General features: G+C 69.2%; 15 protein-coding genes. 10 read left to right on the top strand and 5 right to left on the bottom strand.

The genetic code is table 11. The features are described from left to right. Positions 1-31: 31 nt before the first annotated feature. From ACWCO2_RS22680 to ACWCO2_RS22670, 3 genes are all read right to left on the bottom strand, one after another. Positions 32-232 (bottom strand): hypothetical protein, encoded by a 201-nt coding sequence (locus tag ACWCO2_RS22680; protein ID WP_450129753.1) that lies wholly within the window; start codon positions 230-232, stop codon positions 32-34. Between the two features lie 260 nt (positions 233-492). Further along, positions 493-1,782: an MFS transporter gene (locus ACWCO2_RS22675; protein ID WP_450129752.1), complete on the bottom strand. Its 1,290-nt coding sequence runs from the start codon at positions 1,780-1,782 to the stop codon at positions 493-495. A gap of 121 nt (positions 1,783-1,903) precedes the next feature. Next, positions 1,904-2,578 (bottom strand): RraA family protein, encoded by a 675-nt coding sequence (locus ACWCO2_RS22670; protein WP_450129751.1) that lies wholly within the window; start codon positions 2,576-2,578, stop codon positions 1,904-1,906. Positions 2,579-2,721: 143 nt separating this feature from the next. Here ACWCO2_RS22670 and ACWCO2_RS22665 point away from each other — a divergent pair, with 143 nt between their 5' ends. Continuing rightward, positions 2,722-3,387, top strand: a complete 666-nt coding sequence (locus ACWCO2_RS22665; protein ID WP_450129750.1) for a GntR family transcriptional regulator — start codon at positions 2,722-2,724, stop codon at positions 3,385-3,387. A gap of 85 nt (positions 3,388-3,472) precedes the next feature. Here ACWCO2_RS22665 and ACWCO2_RS22660 read toward each other — a convergent pair whose 3' ends face one another. Together ACWCO2_RS22660 and eccCa are read right to left on the bottom strand one after the other, a co-directional pair. Beyond that, positions 3,473-4,618, bottom strand: coding sequence for a S8 family serine peptidase (locus ACWCO2_RS22660; RefSeq protein WP_450129749.1), 1,146 nt, complete (start codon positions 4,616-4,618; stop codon positions 3,473-3,475). A gap of 131 nt (positions 4,619-4,749) precedes the next feature. Continuing rightward, positions 4,750-8,700, bottom strand: a complete 3,951-nt coding sequence (eccCa, locus tag ACWCO2_RS22655) for a type VII secretion protein EccCa (protein ID WP_450129748.1) — start codon at positions 8,698-8,700, stop codon at positions 4,750-4,752. A gap of 402 nt (positions 8,701-9,102) precedes the next feature. Here eccCa and ACWCO2_RS22650 point away from each other — a divergent pair, with 402 nt between their 5' ends. The 9 genes from ACWCO2_RS22650 to ACWCO2_RS22610 all read left to right on the top strand — a co-directional run bounded on the left by ACWCO2_RS22650 (position 9,103) and on the right by ACWCO2_RS22610 (position 18,428). Next, positions 9,103-9,273 carry a hypothetical protein gene (locus ACWCO2_RS22650; RefSeq protein WP_450129747.1) on the top strand — a complete coding sequence of 57 codons (171 nt, stop codon included), beginning with the start codon at positions 9,103-9,105 and terminating at the stop codon, positions 9,271-9,273. A gap of 339 nt (positions 9,274-9,612) precedes the next feature. Next, positions 9,613-11,064: a type VII secretion integral membrane protein EccD gene (gene eccD, locus ACWCO2_RS22645; protein ID WP_450129746.1), complete on the top strand. Its 1,452-nt coding sequence runs from the start codon at positions 9,613-9,615 to the stop codon at positions 11,062-11,064. Between the two features lie 49 nt (positions 11,065-11,113). After that, positions 11,114-12,487: a type VII secretion protein EccB gene (gene eccB / locus ACWCO2_RS22640; RefSeq protein WP_450129745.1), complete on the top strand. Its 1,374-nt coding sequence runs from the start codon at positions 11,114-11,116 to the stop codon at positions 12,485-12,487. Then, entirely contained in the window at positions 12,484-12,771 is a 288-nt protein-coding gene (locus ACWCO2_RS22635) for a hypothetical protein (RefSeq protein WP_450129744.1), read from the top strand. Before eccB ends, ACWCO2_RS22635 begins: the two co-directional genes overlap by 4 nt. A 247-nt stretch (positions 12,772-13,018) precedes the next feature. Beyond that, a complete protein-coding gene (locus ACWCO2_RS22630; protein ID WP_450129743.1) occupies positions 13,019-13,309 on the top strand; it encodes a WXG100 family type VII secretion target in 291 nt (96 codons plus the stop codon). A 71-nt stretch (positions 13,310-13,380) separates the two neighbouring features. Next, positions 13,381-14,859: a hypothetical protein gene (locus ACWCO2_RS22625; RefSeq protein ID WP_450129742.1), complete on the top strand. Its 1,479-nt coding sequence runs from the start codon at positions 13,381-13,383 to the stop codon at positions 14,857-14,859. A 13-nt stretch (positions 14,860-14,872) separates the two neighbouring features. After that, positions 14,873-17,680: a hypothetical protein gene (locus ACWCO2_RS22620; protein WP_450129741.1), complete on the top strand. Its 2,808-nt coding sequence runs from the start codon at positions 14,873-14,875 to the stop codon at positions 17,678-17,680. Positions 17,681-17,724: 44 nt separating this feature from the next. Then, positions 17,725-18,120, top strand: coding sequence for a YbaB/EbfC family nucleoid-associated protein (locus ACWCO2_RS22615; RefSeq protein WP_450129740.1), 396 nt, complete (start codon positions 17,725-17,727; stop codon positions 18,118-18,120). Continuing rightward, positions 18,117-18,428, top strand: coding sequence for a hypothetical protein (locus ACWCO2_RS22610; RefSeq protein ID WP_450129739.1), 312 nt, complete (start codon positions 18,117-18,119; stop codon positions 18,426-18,428). Before ACWCO2_RS22615 ends, ACWCO2_RS22610 begins: the two co-directional genes overlap by 4 nt. The last annotated feature ends 3 nt before the right edge of the window (positions 18,429-18,431 follow it).

Here is an 18,431-nt window from a genome sequence, read left to right as displayed (position 1 = left end):
TGAAAACTTCCGACGCCGTTGCGACACTCACTTACTCCGTTCCAGACAACCCCATTCTAGTGGGGCCACTGTCCGGAAACTCCGGGGCGGGCCAGCCCTGGATCGACGGACTGATGTGCAAGTCCTTGGACATCGCCGGTAGTGCGACGCTGATCGTCGTGCGGTCGATGTAGTTGACCGCCATGCCACCGAAGCACAACAGCGCCATCGCCCAGCGCAAGTTGTTGCGCATCCCACGAGGCCGCGCGGGCCGTTGGACGCCTGCATAGGCGCGTTGCTTCCCACGCGTCATCGGCAGAACCCCATTCCGGTTGTCAGAGCGGCCGGGCGATCGGCACGCCAGAGGGCCGTACCACGCCTTCCACCATGAAGCCCATTAATAGGTTTTGTCGGATAAATAGGCACTTGAGTCTCCTGTAAGACGCCTGTCAAGCACCGGCTCCCAATAGCCGCCGAAAACCCCACCGGGTGTTTGGTGCGAGGAACCGGCGCTCAACTAGCAACATCAGCGGACTGCTTGCGATTTGCGGCGATGACCAACGCGACGAGCGTGATGAGAGCACAACCGAAGAGGTAGGACGCGACCAGCCAGGGGCGTCCGCCAAGGACTCCGGTCAGTGCAGACGCGATGAACGGGGTCGGCCCGGCGACCAGGACACCGTTGGCTTCGCGGGTCACCGCGATGCCCGTGAAGCGGTACTTGGTGTCGAAAAGCTCCGCGAGGAAGGCTCCCTGTGCGCCCGCCATCGCGCCGAATCCAATGCCGTAGCCGGCCATCATCGCCAGTACTGCCACCCATGGTTCCCGGGTATCGAGCAAGGCGAAGAAGGGAAATGCCGCTGTCATGACAAACGCCGCGCCGAACGCGAAAACCCTGACCCTGCCGATGCGGTCACACATGGCGCCGAACAACGGCGTCGTCACGATGGCCGCCACGGAGCCCGCGACGACAGCGGTGAGTCCGGCCGCCTCGCTCATGTGCAGGTTTTTGGTGACGTAGCTGAGGGTGAAGGTGTTCAGGATGTAGGCGTTGGCGTTGTGCCCGGTGATGGTGAGGAAGGCCAGCAGGACTTCACGGGGACGTTCCCGGATCAGCATGACAAAGGGAGGCTTGCGCTTCTCCGCCCGAGCACTGGTTTCCCTGGCATTTTCCTGCGCTCTGGCGAAGTCCGGTGTCTCGTCAAGGGAGTTGCGGATCATCATGGCGACCGCGAAGATCACGACGCTGCCCAGGAACGGAATTCGCCAGCCCCAGCTCAATGCCCAGTCGCGCGGCATGGCCTGCACCGCGAGGAAGGCAAGGGTGGCCAACAGCAGGCCGACCGCGGTGGCCGCGTTGGGGATCGACGTGTAGAACCCCCGCCTGCGAGCCGGTACGTATTCGGCGATCATGGTCATGGCGCCGGCCAGTTCCGCCCCAGCGCCGAGTCCTTGCGCCAGGCGCAGCACGACCAGGAGGATCGGCGCGAGCACGCCGGCGGTTTCGTACGTTGGCAGCAGACCCATCAGGACGGTGCTCGCGCCCATCAGGACCACGGTGGCGATGAGCGTGGGTTTGCGACCAATCCGATCGCCGAAGTGGGAGAGGAGTACGCCACCCACCGGCCTGGCGAAGAAGCCGACGGCGAAGGTGGCGAACGCCGCGAGCGTCCCGCCGGCCGGTGAGCTTCCTGGGAAGAACAGCGGACCAATGAACAGCGCGGAGGCGGCACCGTAGAGCGCGTAGTCGTACCACTCGATGACGGTTCCGGTCGCACCAGCTAGTGCCGCCCTGCGGATCATCCGCGATTCCGGCACGGCCGGTCGTGTCGCGCTGGATTCCGTCGATTTGGGGCTCTGCATGGTGTTTCTCCTTCGGCCCGGTCGAAGTCAGCGACGACGGCAACAGGCCGGGGTCGTGGGCTTAGAGCACGCCAAACCGCTCGTATGCCGCCGTCGCGGTGGAGCCGCCGAGGACGGCCTGCAGAAACTGGTCCTCATTGGCGCGCTTGGAGAATGCGGCCTCAAGGACGTCTTCGACGACGCCCTGCGGAATGACGACAGTTCCATCGCAGTCGCCGAAGATGAGGTCACCGGGCTCGATCCGAACACCGTCGAGCACGCACGGCACTCGATGCGCCACGATCTCATGCCGACCCAAGCTGTCGTACGGAATCGTCCCGGCGGAGAACACCGGAAAATCGAGTTCCCTGATCTGGTTGACATCGCGAATAAGGCCATCGGTGAGCGCACCGGCAGCGCCCCGCTTGCGGCTCACCGAGGACAGCAACCCGCCCCACACCGCCAGATCCGTAGCCCGCGCCGTTGGCGTAACGAAGACCTCGTCGGCGCCAATCGCGTCCAGCGCGGCAAGCAGGCCCGCGAACGGCGCCGCCGGCACGTCGTAGACCCGCTGGATCGCCACGGGGGCGGCCCAACCAGCCATCGTCTGGTGCTCGCTTACAGGGGCGATGCCTGCGGACAGTGCCTGGTTGCGAAGCCCCGCATCGTCGAGCGCATCGCACAGCACGGCTGCGGTGAGCTCGGTACGGACCCTGTCCAGGTCGACGGATGGGCGTGCGGCCGGTGCATTCGTCACTGTCAATCCAATCTACTTCCAATCGCCAATCGCCAATCGATTGGCGATCTGAGATAATGTGACATTCAATGGTGGCCACGTCAATCCCTCGACGCGGCCGTGGACGATGCGGAGCCGACATGCCAGTTCACTCAGACCGGCGCGTGAGCAGCGGTCTGGACAGCCCGGTGGGCAACGTGCGCCTGTCCGAGCAGGTCTACGAACGGCTCAAAACCGCGATCACCAGTGGGGAGTTGCAGCCGGGAACGCGCCTTGGCGAGCAGGAGATCGCCGCTCGGATGTCGGTGAGCCAGTCTCCGGTGCGCGAGGCCCTGCTGCGGTTAACGCGCGAACGCATGGTCATCCAGATGCCACGTCGCGGCAGCTACGTCGCGGAGATCAGCCAGGACGAGGCCCGGCATGCGTATCAGGTTCGCATTCCGCTGGAGCGGCTCGCCGCCGAACTCGCCTGCCGCAAGTCGGATCCGGAACTGGTTTCCGGCCTCCAGACCGATCTCGAGCTGCTGCGGGCCGCGGCGACCAACGACGATCTACTCGGCATGGTCGAAGCCGACGCGTCGTTCCACCGGCGGGTATGGCGGGCCGGTGGAAACCCACTTCTGCCGGAAATTTGGGCGATGTTGGAAGGCTGCATGCGCGGCTTCACCGTCATCAGCAACCGGCTCTACTACCCGAACCTAAGCTACATCGCGGAGACGCACGCCCCGCTCGTCGACGTGATCGCGAGCGGCGACGCCGAACGGGCAGCGCAGTTGTTCGAGGAGCACGCGGTCACCGTCTGGCAACGAATCGAGACCGATCAATCGTGACATCCGACCGCACTCGATGAGTGGGACCGCTCCCTCACGGAACTCCCGATCGAAGCAAGTCCTGCGAATGATCAACATGAGTCTTTCAGTCCGCGCGGCGGCGGCGGGCTGCTGCGGCGATCACCGGGCCCGCTAGGAGGAGGGCTGCTGCGGTTAGGCCGCCGGCTAGCCAGAGGGCTCGGGTGGCTGGGGCCGGGTCAGGTACTGCTGCTTTGGGGACCGCTAGGTCTTCTGGGATCGGGGTTGCGGGCGGGTCGGTGTTGGGGATTGTGGTGACTGCCGCGAATGGGTCGACTACGCCGTAGCCGATTGTCTTGTTCGGGAGAGGTGTTGAGGGGTGGTCTGCTGAGTTCAGGAGACGGGCTGCCACTTCGGGGGCGGACAGGGCTGGGTGGTAGGCGCGGACTAGGGCGGCTGCGCCTGCTACGTATGCCACGGATAGTTCATTGCCGGAGGAGACGCGGTGGCCTGCTCCTTGCGGGGCGACTCCCACCAACTGCTGGGCCGGTCCCGCGATTGCCGGGTCCGCGCCGTACGTCGGCGTTTGGACCGGGCCTTCCGGGCCGACGGGTGCTACCGCCAGGACGCCGGGAATCCTTGCGGGGAAGGCGAGTTGGCCCTTCTTCGGTACCGCGGCCGGTGCGATGACCAGCACGTCCCGCTCGGCCGCGTAGGCGACCGCGGCGCGTAGCTCCGGCATGTCCAATGTGGCCACCAGGCCTACGGCGACCACTCGGGCGCCGCCGTCGACGGCGGCCTTGATGCCCTTGGCGATCGAGATCGCGAGTCCGGCGTGGTCCTGGATCTTGGGCGGGTCGTCGCTGACCCGGACCGGGAAGATCTTCGCGCCCGGTGCCACTCCGGCGAACGGGACGTGCGGGTCGCTGCTCGGGCGGGCCGCGATCAGCGACGCGAGGAACGTGCCGCGGCCGAAGCAGTCTCCGTTGCCGGGGCCGCCCTGCAGGTCCGTGCCCGGTAGGACCGCGCCGGACAGCGCGGGTGCGGCGGCGCTGACGCCGGTGTCGACCACGCCGACGACCACGTCTCCCTGCGTCAACGGCCACGCCCGGTCGGCGGCCATCCGCTGCTGCGCCCAGGACATCTTCGTCACCGGCGTTTCCGACGGTGGCGTGCACTGGCCGATCGGCTGGGCGACGGCGATCATCGGGGTGGTGGTGGCCGCGATGCCCAGGACCGCGGCGAGCACGGTGAGCCGTAGGCGGGTGTTCATTCCGCCTCTCCGCGATTCACAGTTGTGGTTGCGTCCGGGAGTGGCCTCGCGTTTCGTGGTTTCTTGTGGCTGGGTTGCGTCACGTTCCCCTGGGGTGCGGTTGTGCAGTGCTGGGGTTGGCGCAGGGCTGCTCATTCCGGTTCCTCCGTCCAGCCGATCTGCAGGCCGATGCCGTCGCGACGGGTCACCAGCAGCGCTCGGCCTGGTGGCAGCTGGCGGCCGCGGGCGCCGTTGAGCAGTGGTAGTTCATTGGCCGGCATCGACAGCGCCAGCTCCGGGGTGTTGGACTCCTGCAAGCGGCGGGTCACCGGCTCCATCGACGACCGGCTCGAGCCCGCCGCCGCGCGGGCCATCACCAGGTGCAGGCCGATGTCACCGGCCTGCGGCACCAGCTCCACGAGCGGGTCGAACGGGCCGCCCATCGGGCCCAGCATCAGGTCGTAGTCGTCGACCAGCACGAAGATCTCCGGTCCGCTCCACCAGTCCCGCCTGCGCAGCTGCGCTGGGGTGATGTCGGTGCCGGGGACTCGTTCCTTCAGCTCCTCGGCCAGCTGCCGGACCATTGTCTCGGCCGCCGGCGTGGACACCGCGGCGCCGCGGCGGTAGGGCTCCGGCACCGATTCCAGCAGCGTTCGGCGCGGGTCGACGACCAACACCTGTGCTTCCTCCGGCGAGTACACGGTGGTGATGGCGTTCGCGATCAGCCGCAGCGCCGCCGTCTTGCCGCTGGCGCTGTCGCCGACGATGGTCAGGTGCGGGCGGCTGCCGAAGTCGTGCCACACCGGCTGCAGGTCCAGTTCGCCCGCGCCCAGCGCCACCTTCGGGCCGGGCTTCGGTGCGGGCAGTTCCTCGGCGGGCAGCACGGCGGGCAGCATCCGCACCACCGGCGCGCCCCGGTGCGGCCAGCTCTCCGCGACCGCCGCGCACAGCTCGCGGGTCGAGTCGGAGAGCTCCTGGGTGCCCGCCACACCGTCGATGCGCGGTACCCCGGCCAGGAAGTGCATCTGGTCGGGCGTCATGCCCCGGCCCGGGATCTGCGGCACCTCCGCCGCCTTGCGCATGTTGATCATCGAGTCGATCGAGTCGCCGAGCCGCAGCTCCAGCCGGGTGCCGAGCTGGTCGCGCAGCGCGCTGTGCACGTCGGACCAGCGGTTCGTGGTGAGCAGCAGGTGCACGCCGTAGGCGAGGCCGCGGGCGGCCAGCGCGCGAAGAGACATGTCGTGCTGCTCGAACTCCGAGCGCAGCGCGCCCCACCCGTCGACGACCAGGAACACGTCGCCGTGCGGGTCGTCGGCGAACTCGCCCTTGGCGCGCCGCTCGCGGTAGGAGGCCATGCTCTCCACCTCGTGCTCGGCGAAGGTCTTCTCCCGCTCCGCCAGCAGGGTCTGCACCTCGGCGATGGTGCGAGCCACCCGCTCGGCCTGCAGCCGCCCGGCCACGCCGCCGACGTGCGGCAGACCGTCCAATGCGGACAGCGTGCCGCCGCCGAAGTCGAGGCAGTAGAACTGCGCCTCGGCCGGGGTGTGGGTGAGTGCGATGGAGGTGATCAGGGTGCGCAGCAGGTTGCTCTTGCCGGACTGCGGGCCACCGGCGATGCCGACGTGCCCGCCCGCCCCGGAGAGGTCGACCACCTGCAGGTCGCGGCTCTGCTCGAACGGCTTGTCCACCACGCCGACCGGCACCACCAGCCGGCCGCAGCCCGGCCAGCTCGCCGCGGTCAGCCCGCGGTCGGGATCGGGCAGCAGCGGCGGCAGCAGCTGGTCCAGCGACGGCGGATCGGCCAGCGGCGGCAGCCACACCTGGTGCGCGGGCGGGCCGTGCCCCATCAGCTTGTCCACCGCGACGGACAGCACCGACTCGCTGGAATCGGTGTCCTCCGGGGCGGGCGCGGGTTCCGGAGTGGGCGTGGCGGGCACCGGGAGCTTGCCCACGTTGAACGGGACGACCTGCCGCCGCACCTCCTCCTGCCGCTGTTCGCGGGTGCGCCTGCGGTGCTGGCCGGACACGTAGGCGGCCTTGAAGCGGATCAGCGTCGCAACGTCGCTGCGCAGGTAGCCGTTGCCGGGCGCGCTCGGCAGCTGGTAGGCGTCGGGCACGCCGATCACCGAGCGGCTCTCCATCGCGGAGAACGTGCGCAGCCCGATCCGGTAGGACAGGTGGCTCTCCAGCTTGTGCATGCGCCCGTCCTCGATGCGCTGGCTGGCCAGCAGCAGGTGCACGCCCAGCGACCGGCCGAGCCGACCGATCATGACGAAGAGCTCGCCGAAGTCCGGGTTGGACGCCAGCAGCTCGGAAAACTCGTCGACGATCACGAACAGCGTCGGCAGCGGGTCGAGCGGAGTGCCGGACAGCCGGGCCTTCTCGTACTCCAGCAGCGAGCTGTAGTTCCCGGCCGAGCGCAGGAATTCCTGTCGCCGCACCATTTCTCCGTGCAGCGCGTCCTGCATCCTGGTCACCAGGGTCGCCTCGTCGGCGAGGTTGGTGATCACCGCGGAGACGTGCGGGAGCTGGTCGAGGCCGAGGAACGTCGCGCCGCCCTTGAAGTCGACCAGCACGAAGTTCAGCGTCTCCGACGAGTGCGTCATCGCCATGCCCAGCACCATCGTGCGCAGCAGCTCGCTCTTGCCGGAACCGGTGGCGCCGATCAGCAACCCGTGCGGGCCCATCCCGCCCTGCGCAGACTCCTTGATGTCGAGCTCGATCGGCGCGCCGTTCTCCGTGATGCCGATGGGGATCCGCAGTCGGTCGCGGGTCAACCCGTTGCGCGCCATCGACTTCGGATCCCACGCGTCGAGGTCGCCGATGCCGAGCAGCTGCGGCAGTTCGAAGTTCGCCACCATCGGCTCGGCCACATCGGTCGTGCCGCCGAGGCGGTAGGGGGAGATCGTCCGGGCCAGGGTTGCGGCCTTCGCGGTGGTGAGCAGGTCTGGGGCGCACAGCTTGGTCCGCACCTCCTGGCCGGTGCGGTCGGTGCGGACCATGTCCACCTGCTCGGCGGTGACGTCCAGCCGCAGCGTGGTGCGCCCGGCGCCGCCGGTGAGCGCGTCGGAGACGTCGAGCACCACGGAGTTGTGGTAGCCGGTGCCCGCCAGGCGCGACTCCGACGGCACGTCGACGCCGTCGAGCACGATCACCACGTAGGGCTCCTCCGGGTTCGGCGCGGAGGCCGCCTCGAACCTGCCGCGTTCGCCGAGTTCGGCGTCGAGCAGCTCGGTCAGCGCGTCCACCCCGTCGGCCAGCAGCCGGACCTGGCCCGCGCCGTCCTGCTCGACCGGGTGCTGCGCGTGCGGCAGCCACTTCACCCAGTCCCACAGGTGCACGCGGTCGGGCGCTGCGCACACCACGACCCGCAGGTCCTCCGGCGAGTGGAAGGTGACCAGCTGCGCGAGCACGGACCGGGTGACCGCGCGGATCGCCTCCTCGTCACCGGCGAAGCGGACCTTGGCGAACCCGCGCAGGAACAGCGACGTCGGCAGGTTGGCGACCGTGCTGTGGGCGTTGATGAACTTGCGCAGCGCCCGCGCGGACAGCGGTTCGAGATCGGAGATCGGCTTGGTGCTCAGCGGATTCATCCGGACTGCGAGGCGCTGCGAGCCGGTGCCGATGCGGACCTCGGCGAAGTCGCCGTGCGCGGCCCGGCGTTCCCACAACCGCCCGGTCATCGCCACCGACCACAGGCTGTTCGGGTCCGGGTGGCGCCAGGACAGCGACTCCCGCTGCCGGGTCGCTGCGGAGCGCACCTGGGTGCGGACCTGACCGAGGTAGCGCAGGTAGTCGCGCCGCTCGCCGCGCATCTTCTGCCGCCGCTCGGTCCCGCCGCGGGCCAGCTGGACCAGGAACATCAGCAGCGCCATCGTCAGCATCAGGCCGAACATGCCCATGCCCAGCATCGGGTTGCGCGGTCCGATGTAGATCAGCATGAACACGCCGCTGCCGAGCATCATCGGCAGCATCATCATCGAGGACAGCCAGTCCCGGCCCACGATCTCCGGCAGCGCGGGCGGCTCCTGCAGGGACAGCTCCCCGCTCGGCATCTCCGGTGGCTGTTCCCGGTTCGGCCTGCGGAACAGGGTGGTGGTCATGCGCAGTCCGCCTCTCCGCGATTTTCAGTGGTGGTCGCGCCCGGGATCGAGCTCGCGTTTCGCGGTTTCTTGTGGCTGGGTTGCATCACGGTCCCCTGAGGTGCGGTTGAGCAGGACTCCGGTTGACGCAAGGGGTGTCATGACGCTCGGCTCCTCGCTGCTGGTCCGCTCCACCCCCTACACGGCCAGCACCCACCGGGACGTTCACCGGGCACCCAGGAGCAGCGTCACAGGTCGTAGCGACCGGCCCGCGTGGCTGCGAGGAAGTTCTCCCAGCGTGAGGCGGCGACGACCAGAACACCGCCGTCGCTGCGAACGCGCCCTCTCGACGCGCAAAGGTGCCCCCGGCAATTACCGAGGGCACCTCTGGGCCATGTGTTCTGGATCCAAGTTGCGGCGCTCGTGCTGATCAACGTCTTCATCTACGCGTTGGTATTCGCTCGGCTGCCACGTGCTCGCCACAGCGAAGGCAACTACGACGTCTGGCAGCTGATTTCGCAGGTAGAGGCGGAACAGCAGGCCGCGCAGGAGGATTCCGGCGGTGGTCGACATCGCCTGCGGGAGCCCGCTTAGCCGCACAAGCGGGCCGGTGCGGTGAATCCCCGACCTCCGCACCGGTCCACCCGGTGGCCGGACGTGTTCCCCCTCCCTCGCGTCCGGCCACCTCCTGAGAGCGGCTCGGTGTCATGCCCCCGACCACCACCGAGCCCGCTCGGCCGGGGCGGTGCGCCCTTCCTCGGCGCACCGCCCCGTTCTCCTGCGCATGGGCCGTCGAACCCGTTGCGCCGCGCACTCGGCGATTTCGCGCGAAATCGGCACCACGCTGGACGGTGGGCCGGGGTCGGGTGGTTGTTGGTGAGGGGTTTCCCGGTGGGGTTGAACCTTTGGGGGTGGGGGCGCCGTGGTGGGGGTATGGCGGTGACGAATGGGAGCGGGGCGGCTGCTGGTCAGGTGGCTCCGCCGGGGCAGCCCGCACAGGCCGGCGGGGGTTCCGGGGAGATGTGCCGGTTGACCATTTGCGGTCCTACCTCGCGGGTTGAGCTGGCTGTGCCCGCGCACGTGCCGATCTCCGACCTGATGCCCACCGTGCTCGGGCACCTCGATCCGGCGCTGGCCACCTCTGGGCTCGCGCACGGCGGTTGGGTGTTGCAGCGGCTCGGTGAGGCACCGCTGAACGAGGAGCACGGGACCGCCGCGGCCGGTTTGTACGACGGCGATGTGCTGCACCTGCGGCCACGCAACGACCAGCTGCCGCTGGCCGACTTCGACGACCTGGTCGACGGCATCCACACCGGACTTTCCGCGCGCACCGACAGCTGGCGCCCGGCGTTGACCCGGCGGGTGTGCCTCGGGCTCGCCGCGCTGTGCGGGCTGCTCGCGGTGCTGGTCACCACGTTCGCCGAGAGCGGGACGGTGACCGCGATCAGCGGTGGGGTGGTCGGGCTCGTCATGATCGGCGGCGGCGCGCTGCTGGCGCGGCTGCTCGAGGAGCGCACCGGCGCGTTGACACTCGGTGCGGTCGGGGTGGTTTCGCTCGGCGTCGCGGGGTTCGCGATGCCTGCCGGTTCCGCTCCTCCCACCGATTGGTTCACCGTCGCGGGCTCGCTCGCGGGGGCGGTGGTCGTGGCGGCGGGCGCCGTTGCTGCTCGGGCCGCGCTCGACCTGGCGAGGGCGGGATTCCTCGCGGTCGCCTGCGGTGCTGTTCTGACGGCGCTCGGATGCCTGGTCGGCCTGCTGCTGGGGTTGGAAGCGCATGCGACCGCGGCCGTTCTCGTCGCGATGGTGCTGGCCGTGACCAGGGCCGCGCCGCAGCTGGCCACCTGGCTCGCCGGGCTCGTCGCCGAGCCGGTGCCGAACACCGCCGAGGAGTTCCAGCAGGGCCTGGAACCGTTGCCCAGCAAGGACGTTCTCGACCGGGCGGCCGTCGCCGACGCGCACCTGACCGCGTTCCTGGTGGTGCTGGGCGCGGTGTGCTCGGGGGCGCTGCTGGTGCTCACCTCGCACCTGGAATGGGACACCGTTGCGCTCGGGCTCGTTGTCGCGACGCTGTTGTTGTTGCAGGCGCGGGAGTTGCGCGGGATCTGGCACCGGGCCGCCGCGCTGGTGCCCGCCTCCGCCGCGCTGATCTCGGTGCTGCTGGGCTGGGTCGTGAATCTGCCGCTGCTCGGGCAGATCTGCGTGCTGGTCGGGTTGCTCGGGCTCGCCGGGAACGCGCTGGCCGGGGCGCAGGTGCTGCCCGGTCGGCGGCTGGTGCCGCGGTGGGGACGACTCGGCGACATCCTGCACTGGATCTGCGCGCTCGCGGTGCTGGCGCTCGTGCTGACGGTCACCGGTTTCTACGGCGTGGTCGCCTCGTGGTTCTGAACCTTTCCGGACGTGGCAGCCGTGTTCAGCAGTAGAAGGGAGGTCGCGCATGTACGGCAGGCGTGAACAGGTCGAAGCTCACTCGTTCCTGGTCGGGCGGATCCTCGCGGCGGTGCTGCGCACCGACCCCAACGACCCGAACCGGCCGCTGCGCCGCACCACCGTCGGGATGGCGGGCGGCATCGGGATAGCGCTGCTGGTGATGGGCATCGTGCTGATCGTCAGCCTGCTCACCGGGATGGGTGGCAACGCCTGGCGCGAGAAGCCGGGATTCCTGGTGGTGGACAAGGATTCCGGCAACCGGTACATGCTCGTCGACGGGCGGCTGCGCCCGGTGCTGAACTACGCCTCCGCCCGGCTGCTGGCGGAAGGGGAGCCGCAGGTCGCGAAGGTCAGCGGCGAGGAGCTGGCGGACTTCCCGAAGGGCGCTCCGATCGGCATCCCTGGCGCCCCGGACGCGCTGCCGTCGCCGATGGCGGGTGGCCAGCCGTGGACGGTGTGCGCGGGAGTGCAGGACGACGACCCGGGACTCTCGGCGACCGTCGGGCCGATGCCCGGGGTGACCGAGCTGGGCGCGAACGAGGCGGTGCTGGCCCGCGAGGGCGACCAGCAATTCCTCGTGTGGCAGGGAACCCGGCTGCGGATCACCGCACCGTGGGTGCCCCGCGCGCTCGGGCTGGACCCGGCCACAACTGTGCAGGTCGACTCGGCGTGGCTCAACACGCTGCCCGCCGGGCCCGACCTCGGCGCACCGCCGGTGCCGCACGGTGGCGCCGGGCCGACCGTCGCCGGTCAGCAGACCGTGATCGGCCAGCTGGTGACCGCGCCCGAAGCAGTCGGCGACAAGACGTTCGTGGTGGATGCGGCCGGGCTGGTGCCGGTGTCGCGCACCGTCGCGGCGCTGCTCGGTGCCGACCCGGACGTGGAGTTGCCGCCGACCATCACCATCACCCCTGCTCAGCTGGCCACGCAACAGGTGCTGCCCGCGCCGGTGTGGCAGTCCGAAATGCCGTCGCAGCCGCCGTCCGGGATGGACCTCGAACGCCGCGTGCCGTGCGTGCGGTGGGCCTCGGGCGAGGTGACGCTGGTGTCGGCTCCGGACATGAGCGGATCCGCCGCGAACAGCGAGATCGCCGGCGTTACCCGCGACGGCCGGGTCGCCGACCTCGTCGACGTGCGGCCCAACTCCGGATTCATCGCCCGCACCCGCCCGGCACCGGGCGTGCCCGGCGCGGGCGTCTACCTGATCACCGAGGCCGGGGCGAAGTTCCCGGTCGCCAACGAGAAAGCAGCCGAAGCCCTCGGCTACTCGGTGGACTCCGCGGAACCGGTCCCCGCGGATCTGCTCGCCCTGCTGCCGACCGGACCGGTGCTCGACCTGGTCGGCAGATCGCAGTCCGCAACGGAGGAGGAAATCCGATGAGCAAGTTCGGTTACGACGACGGAATGCTGACGCAGGTCATCAGCGCCACCGACAACGCACTCGGCCAGATGCGTCAGCTCAACAACTCGGTGTCGGGAGTGTCCGGGCAGCTGCCCTCGGTCAACAACTCCACGTCCGGCATGAAGCTCTCCCGCCTGCTCAACGACTGGAGCACGGACTACAACAAGATCGTCACGGAGCTGGAGAACCTCAAGGGCAAGGCCACCGGCCTCCTGCAGACCAACCGCAACGTTGAAACCGAAACTGGCGGCGCAGCCCAGTAGTTCGTTGAATTCCAGGCTCGTTCTGCGTGGCGGTGCGGGTGGCGGAACCTCAGCGCCCGCCTGGCTGCGGGATCCCGTTCTTATGTATGCCCAATACACGGCGAACGGGCTGTCCTCGCCAGGCGAACGCTGAGAACCCGCGGCGGTGCGAGCGCCGAGGGCGGGCTAAACGCCTTCGGCGTTTCAAGACAAGGACCAAGAGCCGTCAAGACCAGCCGGTTCGGCACTCATCGGAAAGGGAAATCGGATGACCGCGTTCGACGTCAACCACAACGGATACCTCGAGGTCAACGAGCAGCTGCTGCAGTCGGTGCGGATGCTCGGCACCATCCTGGAGAACCTCAACGCCGGGCTGAAGAACATCCCCGAGGCATCGTGGGGTCAGGCGCAGCCCATCTGGCTGGAGAGCCAGAACCAGTGGAACCGCTCGTACCAGCAGATGACTGAGCGGATCAACCTCACCTCGGTCTCCTCGATCAACATCCACGAGATCTTCCGCAACGGCGACCAGCAGGGCGCCCGGATCTTCAACCAGTGATCACCGCAGCGACATCGGCGCCCTGTTGACGTCCCGCTGAGCGCGGGCCGAACGATCGGAAGGAGTTCTCGGTGAAGGAGAAGGACCTGCCCGAGCCCGAGACCGTGGTCGAGGTGACGGGCGTGTCGGTGTCGCTGCCGGTGGAGCGAACCGAGGTCCCCGACCCACCGCCGGGAGAGCCGCCCCACGACTCTCCCGGCGAGGTTCCGGGCGGCTTCCTGCACAGCCGCTTGGAGCCCGCGATCCCCGCGTCCTACGGGGAGCCGATGGAGCCGTTCCGCGGCGAGGAGATCGAGTACAGCCGGCTGGAGCCCGCGATCCCGGGCGAACCCGCGCAGCCGGTTGATCCGGGGCTGCCGCCGCTGGAGCCGCTCACCGTGACCGAGCACCACGTAGTGGTGTACGAGGGCGAAGCGCCCGGCGAGCAGCCGGAATCGGACCCGGCGCAGCCGGGTGATCCGGGGCTGCCGCCGCTCGAACCCCTCAAGGCGAAGAAGTACGTCATCTCGGTGCGCAAGGAACCCGAGGAGCAGGGGCAGGAGTTCCGCGCGCTGAAACCGGCGATCCCGGGGGAACCCGTGCAGCCGGTCGACCCCGGCGTCCCGCCGATCCCCGGGGAGCAGTCCCCGAGCGAAACCCACCCCGCGAACGAGCCGAGACGGCTGGTTCGGGTGCAGGACCGGCTCATCACGCCCAACGAGAGGGGCCGCGAGCTCAGGCGGCTGGAACCCATGGTGCCGAGCCGCCCGCTGACGCCGGCCCAGCCGAACGTGCCGCTGGAACCGGCGGTTCTCCGCATGCCCGCGAAACGGCTCGAAAAGCCCGCAGAACCGGGCCAGCCGACGCAGCCGGTCGTGCCGGCCGGTGTGCCGCTGACGCCGGAGGGCGTCGTCACGGCACCGGTGCAGAACCCGCCCGCGCAGCAACCTCCGCCTGCGCAGCAGCCCCCGCCCGGCTACCAGCCCCCACCTGCGCAGCAGCCCCCGCCCGGCTACCAGCCCCCACCTGCGCAGCAGCCTCCGCCGGTGTCCCAGCCGCCGGTGCAGAACGCTCCCGGACAGAACCCGCCGGTGCAGACCCCGCCTTACACGCCGGGGAACACGGGCTACCCCGGCGGCGGCTACAACTTCCCCGGCATGCCAACGGGAACTGGCAACAACCAGGTGCCGACCAACGGCGACGTCGGGCCGGATCCCAACATCCAGTTCGACGAGGCGCAGTACACCGCGCTGATCGCGGTGATCGGTGAGATCAAGGCCGGTGCGCGCAAGGCGATTACGCACGCCGACGTGTACCTGGACGCCGAGCTGCAGCTGCAGCCGATGAACCAGACCTGGGAGCCCGCGCAGAAGCTGGTGAAGTGGGGCACGAACTTCGGCGGCACGGTCGACACGGAGAACAAGAACCTCCGCAAGAAGCTGACCCAGCTGGAGAACGGGCTGGAGAAGGCGAAGGTGGTCTTCAAGGAGACCGACGACCTCGCCGCCTACGACGTCACCAAGTTCACCACCGAGTTCCCCGGTTTCACCGGCGGGACCGGCGCCGTGTGACTGGAGCGAAGCGATGACCGATCCCATCGGCGACCCGAAGCCGATCAAGGGCGACGACCACTCCCGCGCGACCTTCGACCAGATCCTGTTCACGGTCACCGGCGAAGGGTCGAACCTGCACGGAGTCCTGGACAGCGGCGCCCAGGCGAACCAGGGCTGGTTCATCGAATCCGGCGCGAAGGCGGGCAGCGAGAAGACCGACGGCCAGACCACCGCGACCGGCTACAGCTACCACGCGTGGGACCAGTGGTACATCTCGGTGGACCGAAACGCCACGCTGCCGGGCAACTGGACCACCGCCGTTCGCGACATCGACGAGCTGACCGACGGGCTCAGCTCCGGCGTTCTCGGCCTGCTCAACGTCAACCGGCTGTGGGAGGCGAAGAGCGCCGTCGACCACTACGTCAAGTGGCTGGACACCAACCGCGACACGCTCCAGCAGTGGGTCACCAAGCTCACCAGCGACGACTCGGCGTTCAAGGGCAAGGCGGCGTACGCGCTCAAGCAGAACCTCACCGCCCTGATGGAGACCGTCGAGAGCCTGCACGAGCAGATCGCGGAGGAGCGCCACACCTCGGAAGGCCTGCAGAAGGCCGCGGAGGCCGTCAAGACCTTCGGCCGGGGCATGGCCAACGTGTGGTCGAAGTACAGCAACGCGGTGCGCAACGAGGTCGACCTCGCGATGAACTCCGTGCTCTGGAACGTCGCCACCTACGTCAAGGGAAAGGGGCTGGTGCACGGCACGGAGAACTACGCCCTGGACGAGCTGGCGATCGACGACAGGTCGACGGCCGAGGCCTACATCACCAAGGTGATGGGAGCGTACAACTCCAACGCCAACACCGGCCCGGCCGTCACCAGGACAATGCCCGGCCTGCTCGGGTTCTCGATCAACCGGGGCGGGGTGAACGAGGACGCGGTGACGTTCACGCCCTACCAGCTCCCCGACGGCTTCCCGACGATCTCCGGTCCGCTCGGCAGCCAGGCGACCTGGAACGACATCAACACCAAGATCAGCGATCACGTCCGCAAGAAGATGAAGCCGCTCGACGAGGAGGCGCGCAAGCAGCTCGAAGCGCTTCAGACCGCCTACGAGCGGACGAAGTCGTCGCTGGAAGGCCTGGAGACGCCGGTCCCGACGACCGGTGGTGGCACCGGAGGCGGTGGCGGGAACCTGCCGCCGCTGGGCGGTGGCATCAACTTCCCGCCGCCGAACGGCACCGGTGGACCCAACATCCCGCCGCCGGGTGGCGGTGGTGACCTCAACATTCCGCCGCCCGGTGGCGGCAACGGGCTGAACGGTCCGCCTGCGAATGGTGGTGGGAACTTCAACGTCCCGCCGCCTGGTGGTGGTGACGGGTTGAACGGTCCGCCTGCGAACGGTGGCGGCGACTTCAACGTCCCGCCGCCTGCCAACGGTGGCGGTGACCTGCCGCCCGTCGGCGGTGACGGCCAGCTGCCCGGCGGTGGTCAGGGGCCCGGAGGCCTCAACGGTCCGCCGGCGAACGGCAGTGGCGACTTCAACGTTCCGCCGCCCGCCAACGGTGGCGGTAGCATCCCGCCGCTCATGCCGCCCGGTGGCATGCCGGGCGGGTCGAACGCGAACGGCAGCGGGAACCCGCGGGAGGGGCAGCGGCTCCTCAACGAGATGCCGGGCGGGAACAACCCGTTCGACCCGGCGAACGGCGGTTCGAACTTCCCGTCGCTGAACAGCAACCTGCCCGGTGGGAACTCGAACCTGCCGGGTGGGAATTTCGATCCGGCGGGCGGGTCGTCGAACCTGCCGGGTGAGCTGGGCAGCGGTCCTGGCGGGTCGAACCTGCCTGGCGGGAATTTCGATCCGGCGGGCGGCTCCTCGAACCTGCCCGGCGGCCTGAATCCTCCGGGTGGGAACTCGAACCTGCCCGGTGGGAACTTCGATCCGGCCGGTGGATCGTCGAACTTGCCCGGCGGCGGCGTGAACCTGCCTGGCGGGGGTTTCGATCCGGCAGGTGGGAACTCCAACCTGCCTGGCGGGAACTTCGACCCCGCGGGCGGGAACTCCAACCTGCCGGGCGGCCTCCCGAATCCGCCCGGCGGCAGCGTGAACCTGCCTGGCGGAAACTTCGACCCCGCGGGCGGAAACTCCAACCTGCCCGGCGGCCTCCCGAACCCGCCCGACGGCAGCGTGAACCTGCCCGGCGGGGGTTTCGATCCGGCAGGTGGGAACTCCAACCTGCCTGGCGGGAACTTCGATCCCGCGGGCGGGAACTCCAACCTGCCCGGCGGCCTCCCGAACCCGCCCGGCGGCAGCGCGAACTTCCCCGGTGAGAACTTCGATCCGGCCGGTGGCACGTCGAACATCCCGGGCGGCGGTTCCGGTTTCCCCGGCGGTGGCTTCGATCCGGCGGGCGGGAGCTCGAACCTGCCCGGCGGGAGCGGCTCGAACGTGCCCGGTAGCGGTTCCGGCGGGTTCGGCGGCGAGGGGTGGTCGGACTGGTCCGGGCAGGACCAGCCGACCCAGCAGAGCGGTCCGTCCGGCGACGCGGTCGGTGGCCAGCGCAGTGGGATGCCGCCGATGATGCCGCCCATGATGCCGCCGATGAACAACGGGCAGAACGAGAAGGAGCGCGAGCGCCAAACCTGGCTGTCCGAGGACGAGAAGGTCTGGGGCACCGACGAAGTCGGCGGCAACGGCGTCATCGGGCTGCCGAACGATCCCTCCCTCGAGACCGACGAACCGCTGGCTCCCACGCACGTCCACGTCTCGACGTCGCGTGCTCCCAAGCAGCCGGAGCAGACCACGCCGACGCAGGCCGCGGAGCAGAGCGCAACCGGGTAGAGGCACGTCAGCGACAAGGGCAGTCGACCGTTACGGAGGCCGGGATGTACTCCTCGATGCACAACGAGATGACCGGGGCGATGCAGGAACTGCGTGCTCAGCAGGAGCAGTTCAGCGCCGCGTTCGGCAAGCTCGACGAGGTGACCGCGAGCGCCACCACGAAGGACCGCGCGATCAAGGCCACAGTGGACGGTCGCGGCACGCTCACCGGACTGGAGTTCAACGGTCAGCGGTGGCGGGACATGGCGCCCAAGGAGCTCGGCGCCAAGATCGTGGAGGTGGTCGCCGACGCCCAGCGCCAGGCGGCCACCGCGGTCGACGAGGTGATGGCCGGGCTCACCCCGGACGGCGTCGACCTGCAGCAGCTGCGGGAGAACGGGCCGGACCTGCAGGTCATGCTCGACACGGCGCTGGGCGAGGCCGGGAGGTGGTCGCGGTGAACGACCGGCTCTACGTCGACACCTCCGGGCTGACCAGGGGCGGGATCAACCTCAGTCAGTGGTCCTCGACGGCCAACCGGCTCGCCGCCCACATGCGCAACGTGACCGCCACCTACCGGCACGCGGGCGGCAGCGGTGAGATGGGCAAGCAGTTCGACGAGAACTACCGGCCGGGCGCGGAGAAGGCGATGGAGTTCCTGTCGATGCTGGAGGAGGCCGTTGGCGGCGTCTCCGAGAAGACGCTGCTGGCCGGGAGGAAGTTCGAGGACACCGACGACGAAGCCAACGGCGTGACCCCGAAGGAATAGGCG

The organism is Saccharopolyspora sp. NPDC002376 (genome assembly GCF_053593195.1).
Note: the sequence above shows the minus strand (reverse complement) of the source record. Positions and strands in the feature narration are given on the sequence as shown.

Bases quoted from the DNA above. Each gene is read 5' to 3' on its own strand.
- ACWCO2_RS22680 (WP_450129753.1), bottom strand. From the start codon at position 232: ATGCGCAACAACTTGCGCTGGGCGATGGCGCTGTTGTGCTTCGGTGGC.
- ACWCO2_RS22675 (WP_450129752.1), bottom strand. From the start codon at position 1,782: ATGATCCGCAGGGCGGCACTAGCTGGTGCGACCGGAACCGTCATCGAG.
- ACWCO2_RS22660 (WP_450129749.1), bottom strand. From the start codon at position 4,618: ATGAACACCCGCCTACGGCTCACCGTGCTCGCCGCGGTCCTGGGCATC.
- eccCa (WP_450129748.1), bottom strand. From the start codon at position 8,700: ATGACCACCACCCTGTTCCGCAGGCCGAACCGGGAACAGCCACCGGAG.
- eccD (WP_450129746.1), top strand. From the start codon at position 9,613: ATGGCGGTGACGAATGGGAGCGGGGCGGCTGCTGGTCAGGTGGCTCCG.
- eccB (WP_450129745.1), top strand. From the start codon at position 11,114: ATGTACGGCAGGCGTGAACAGGTCGAAGCTCACTCGTTCCTGGTCGGG.
- ACWCO2_RS22635 (WP_450129744.1), top strand. From the start codon at position 12,484: ATGAGCAAGTTCGGTTACGACGACGGAATGCTGACGCAGGTCATCAGC.
- ACWCO2_RS22630 (WP_450129743.1), top strand. From the start codon at position 13,019: ATGACCGCGTTCGACGTCAACCACAACGGATACCTCGAGGTCAACGAG.
- ACWCO2_RS22620 (WP_450129741.1), top strand. From the start codon at position 14,873: ATGACCGATCCCATCGGCGACCCGAAGCCGATCAAGGGCGACGACCAC.
- ACWCO2_RS22615 (WP_450129740.1), top strand. From the start codon at position 17,725: ATGTACTCCTCGATGCACAACGAGATGACCGGGGCGATGCAGGAACTG.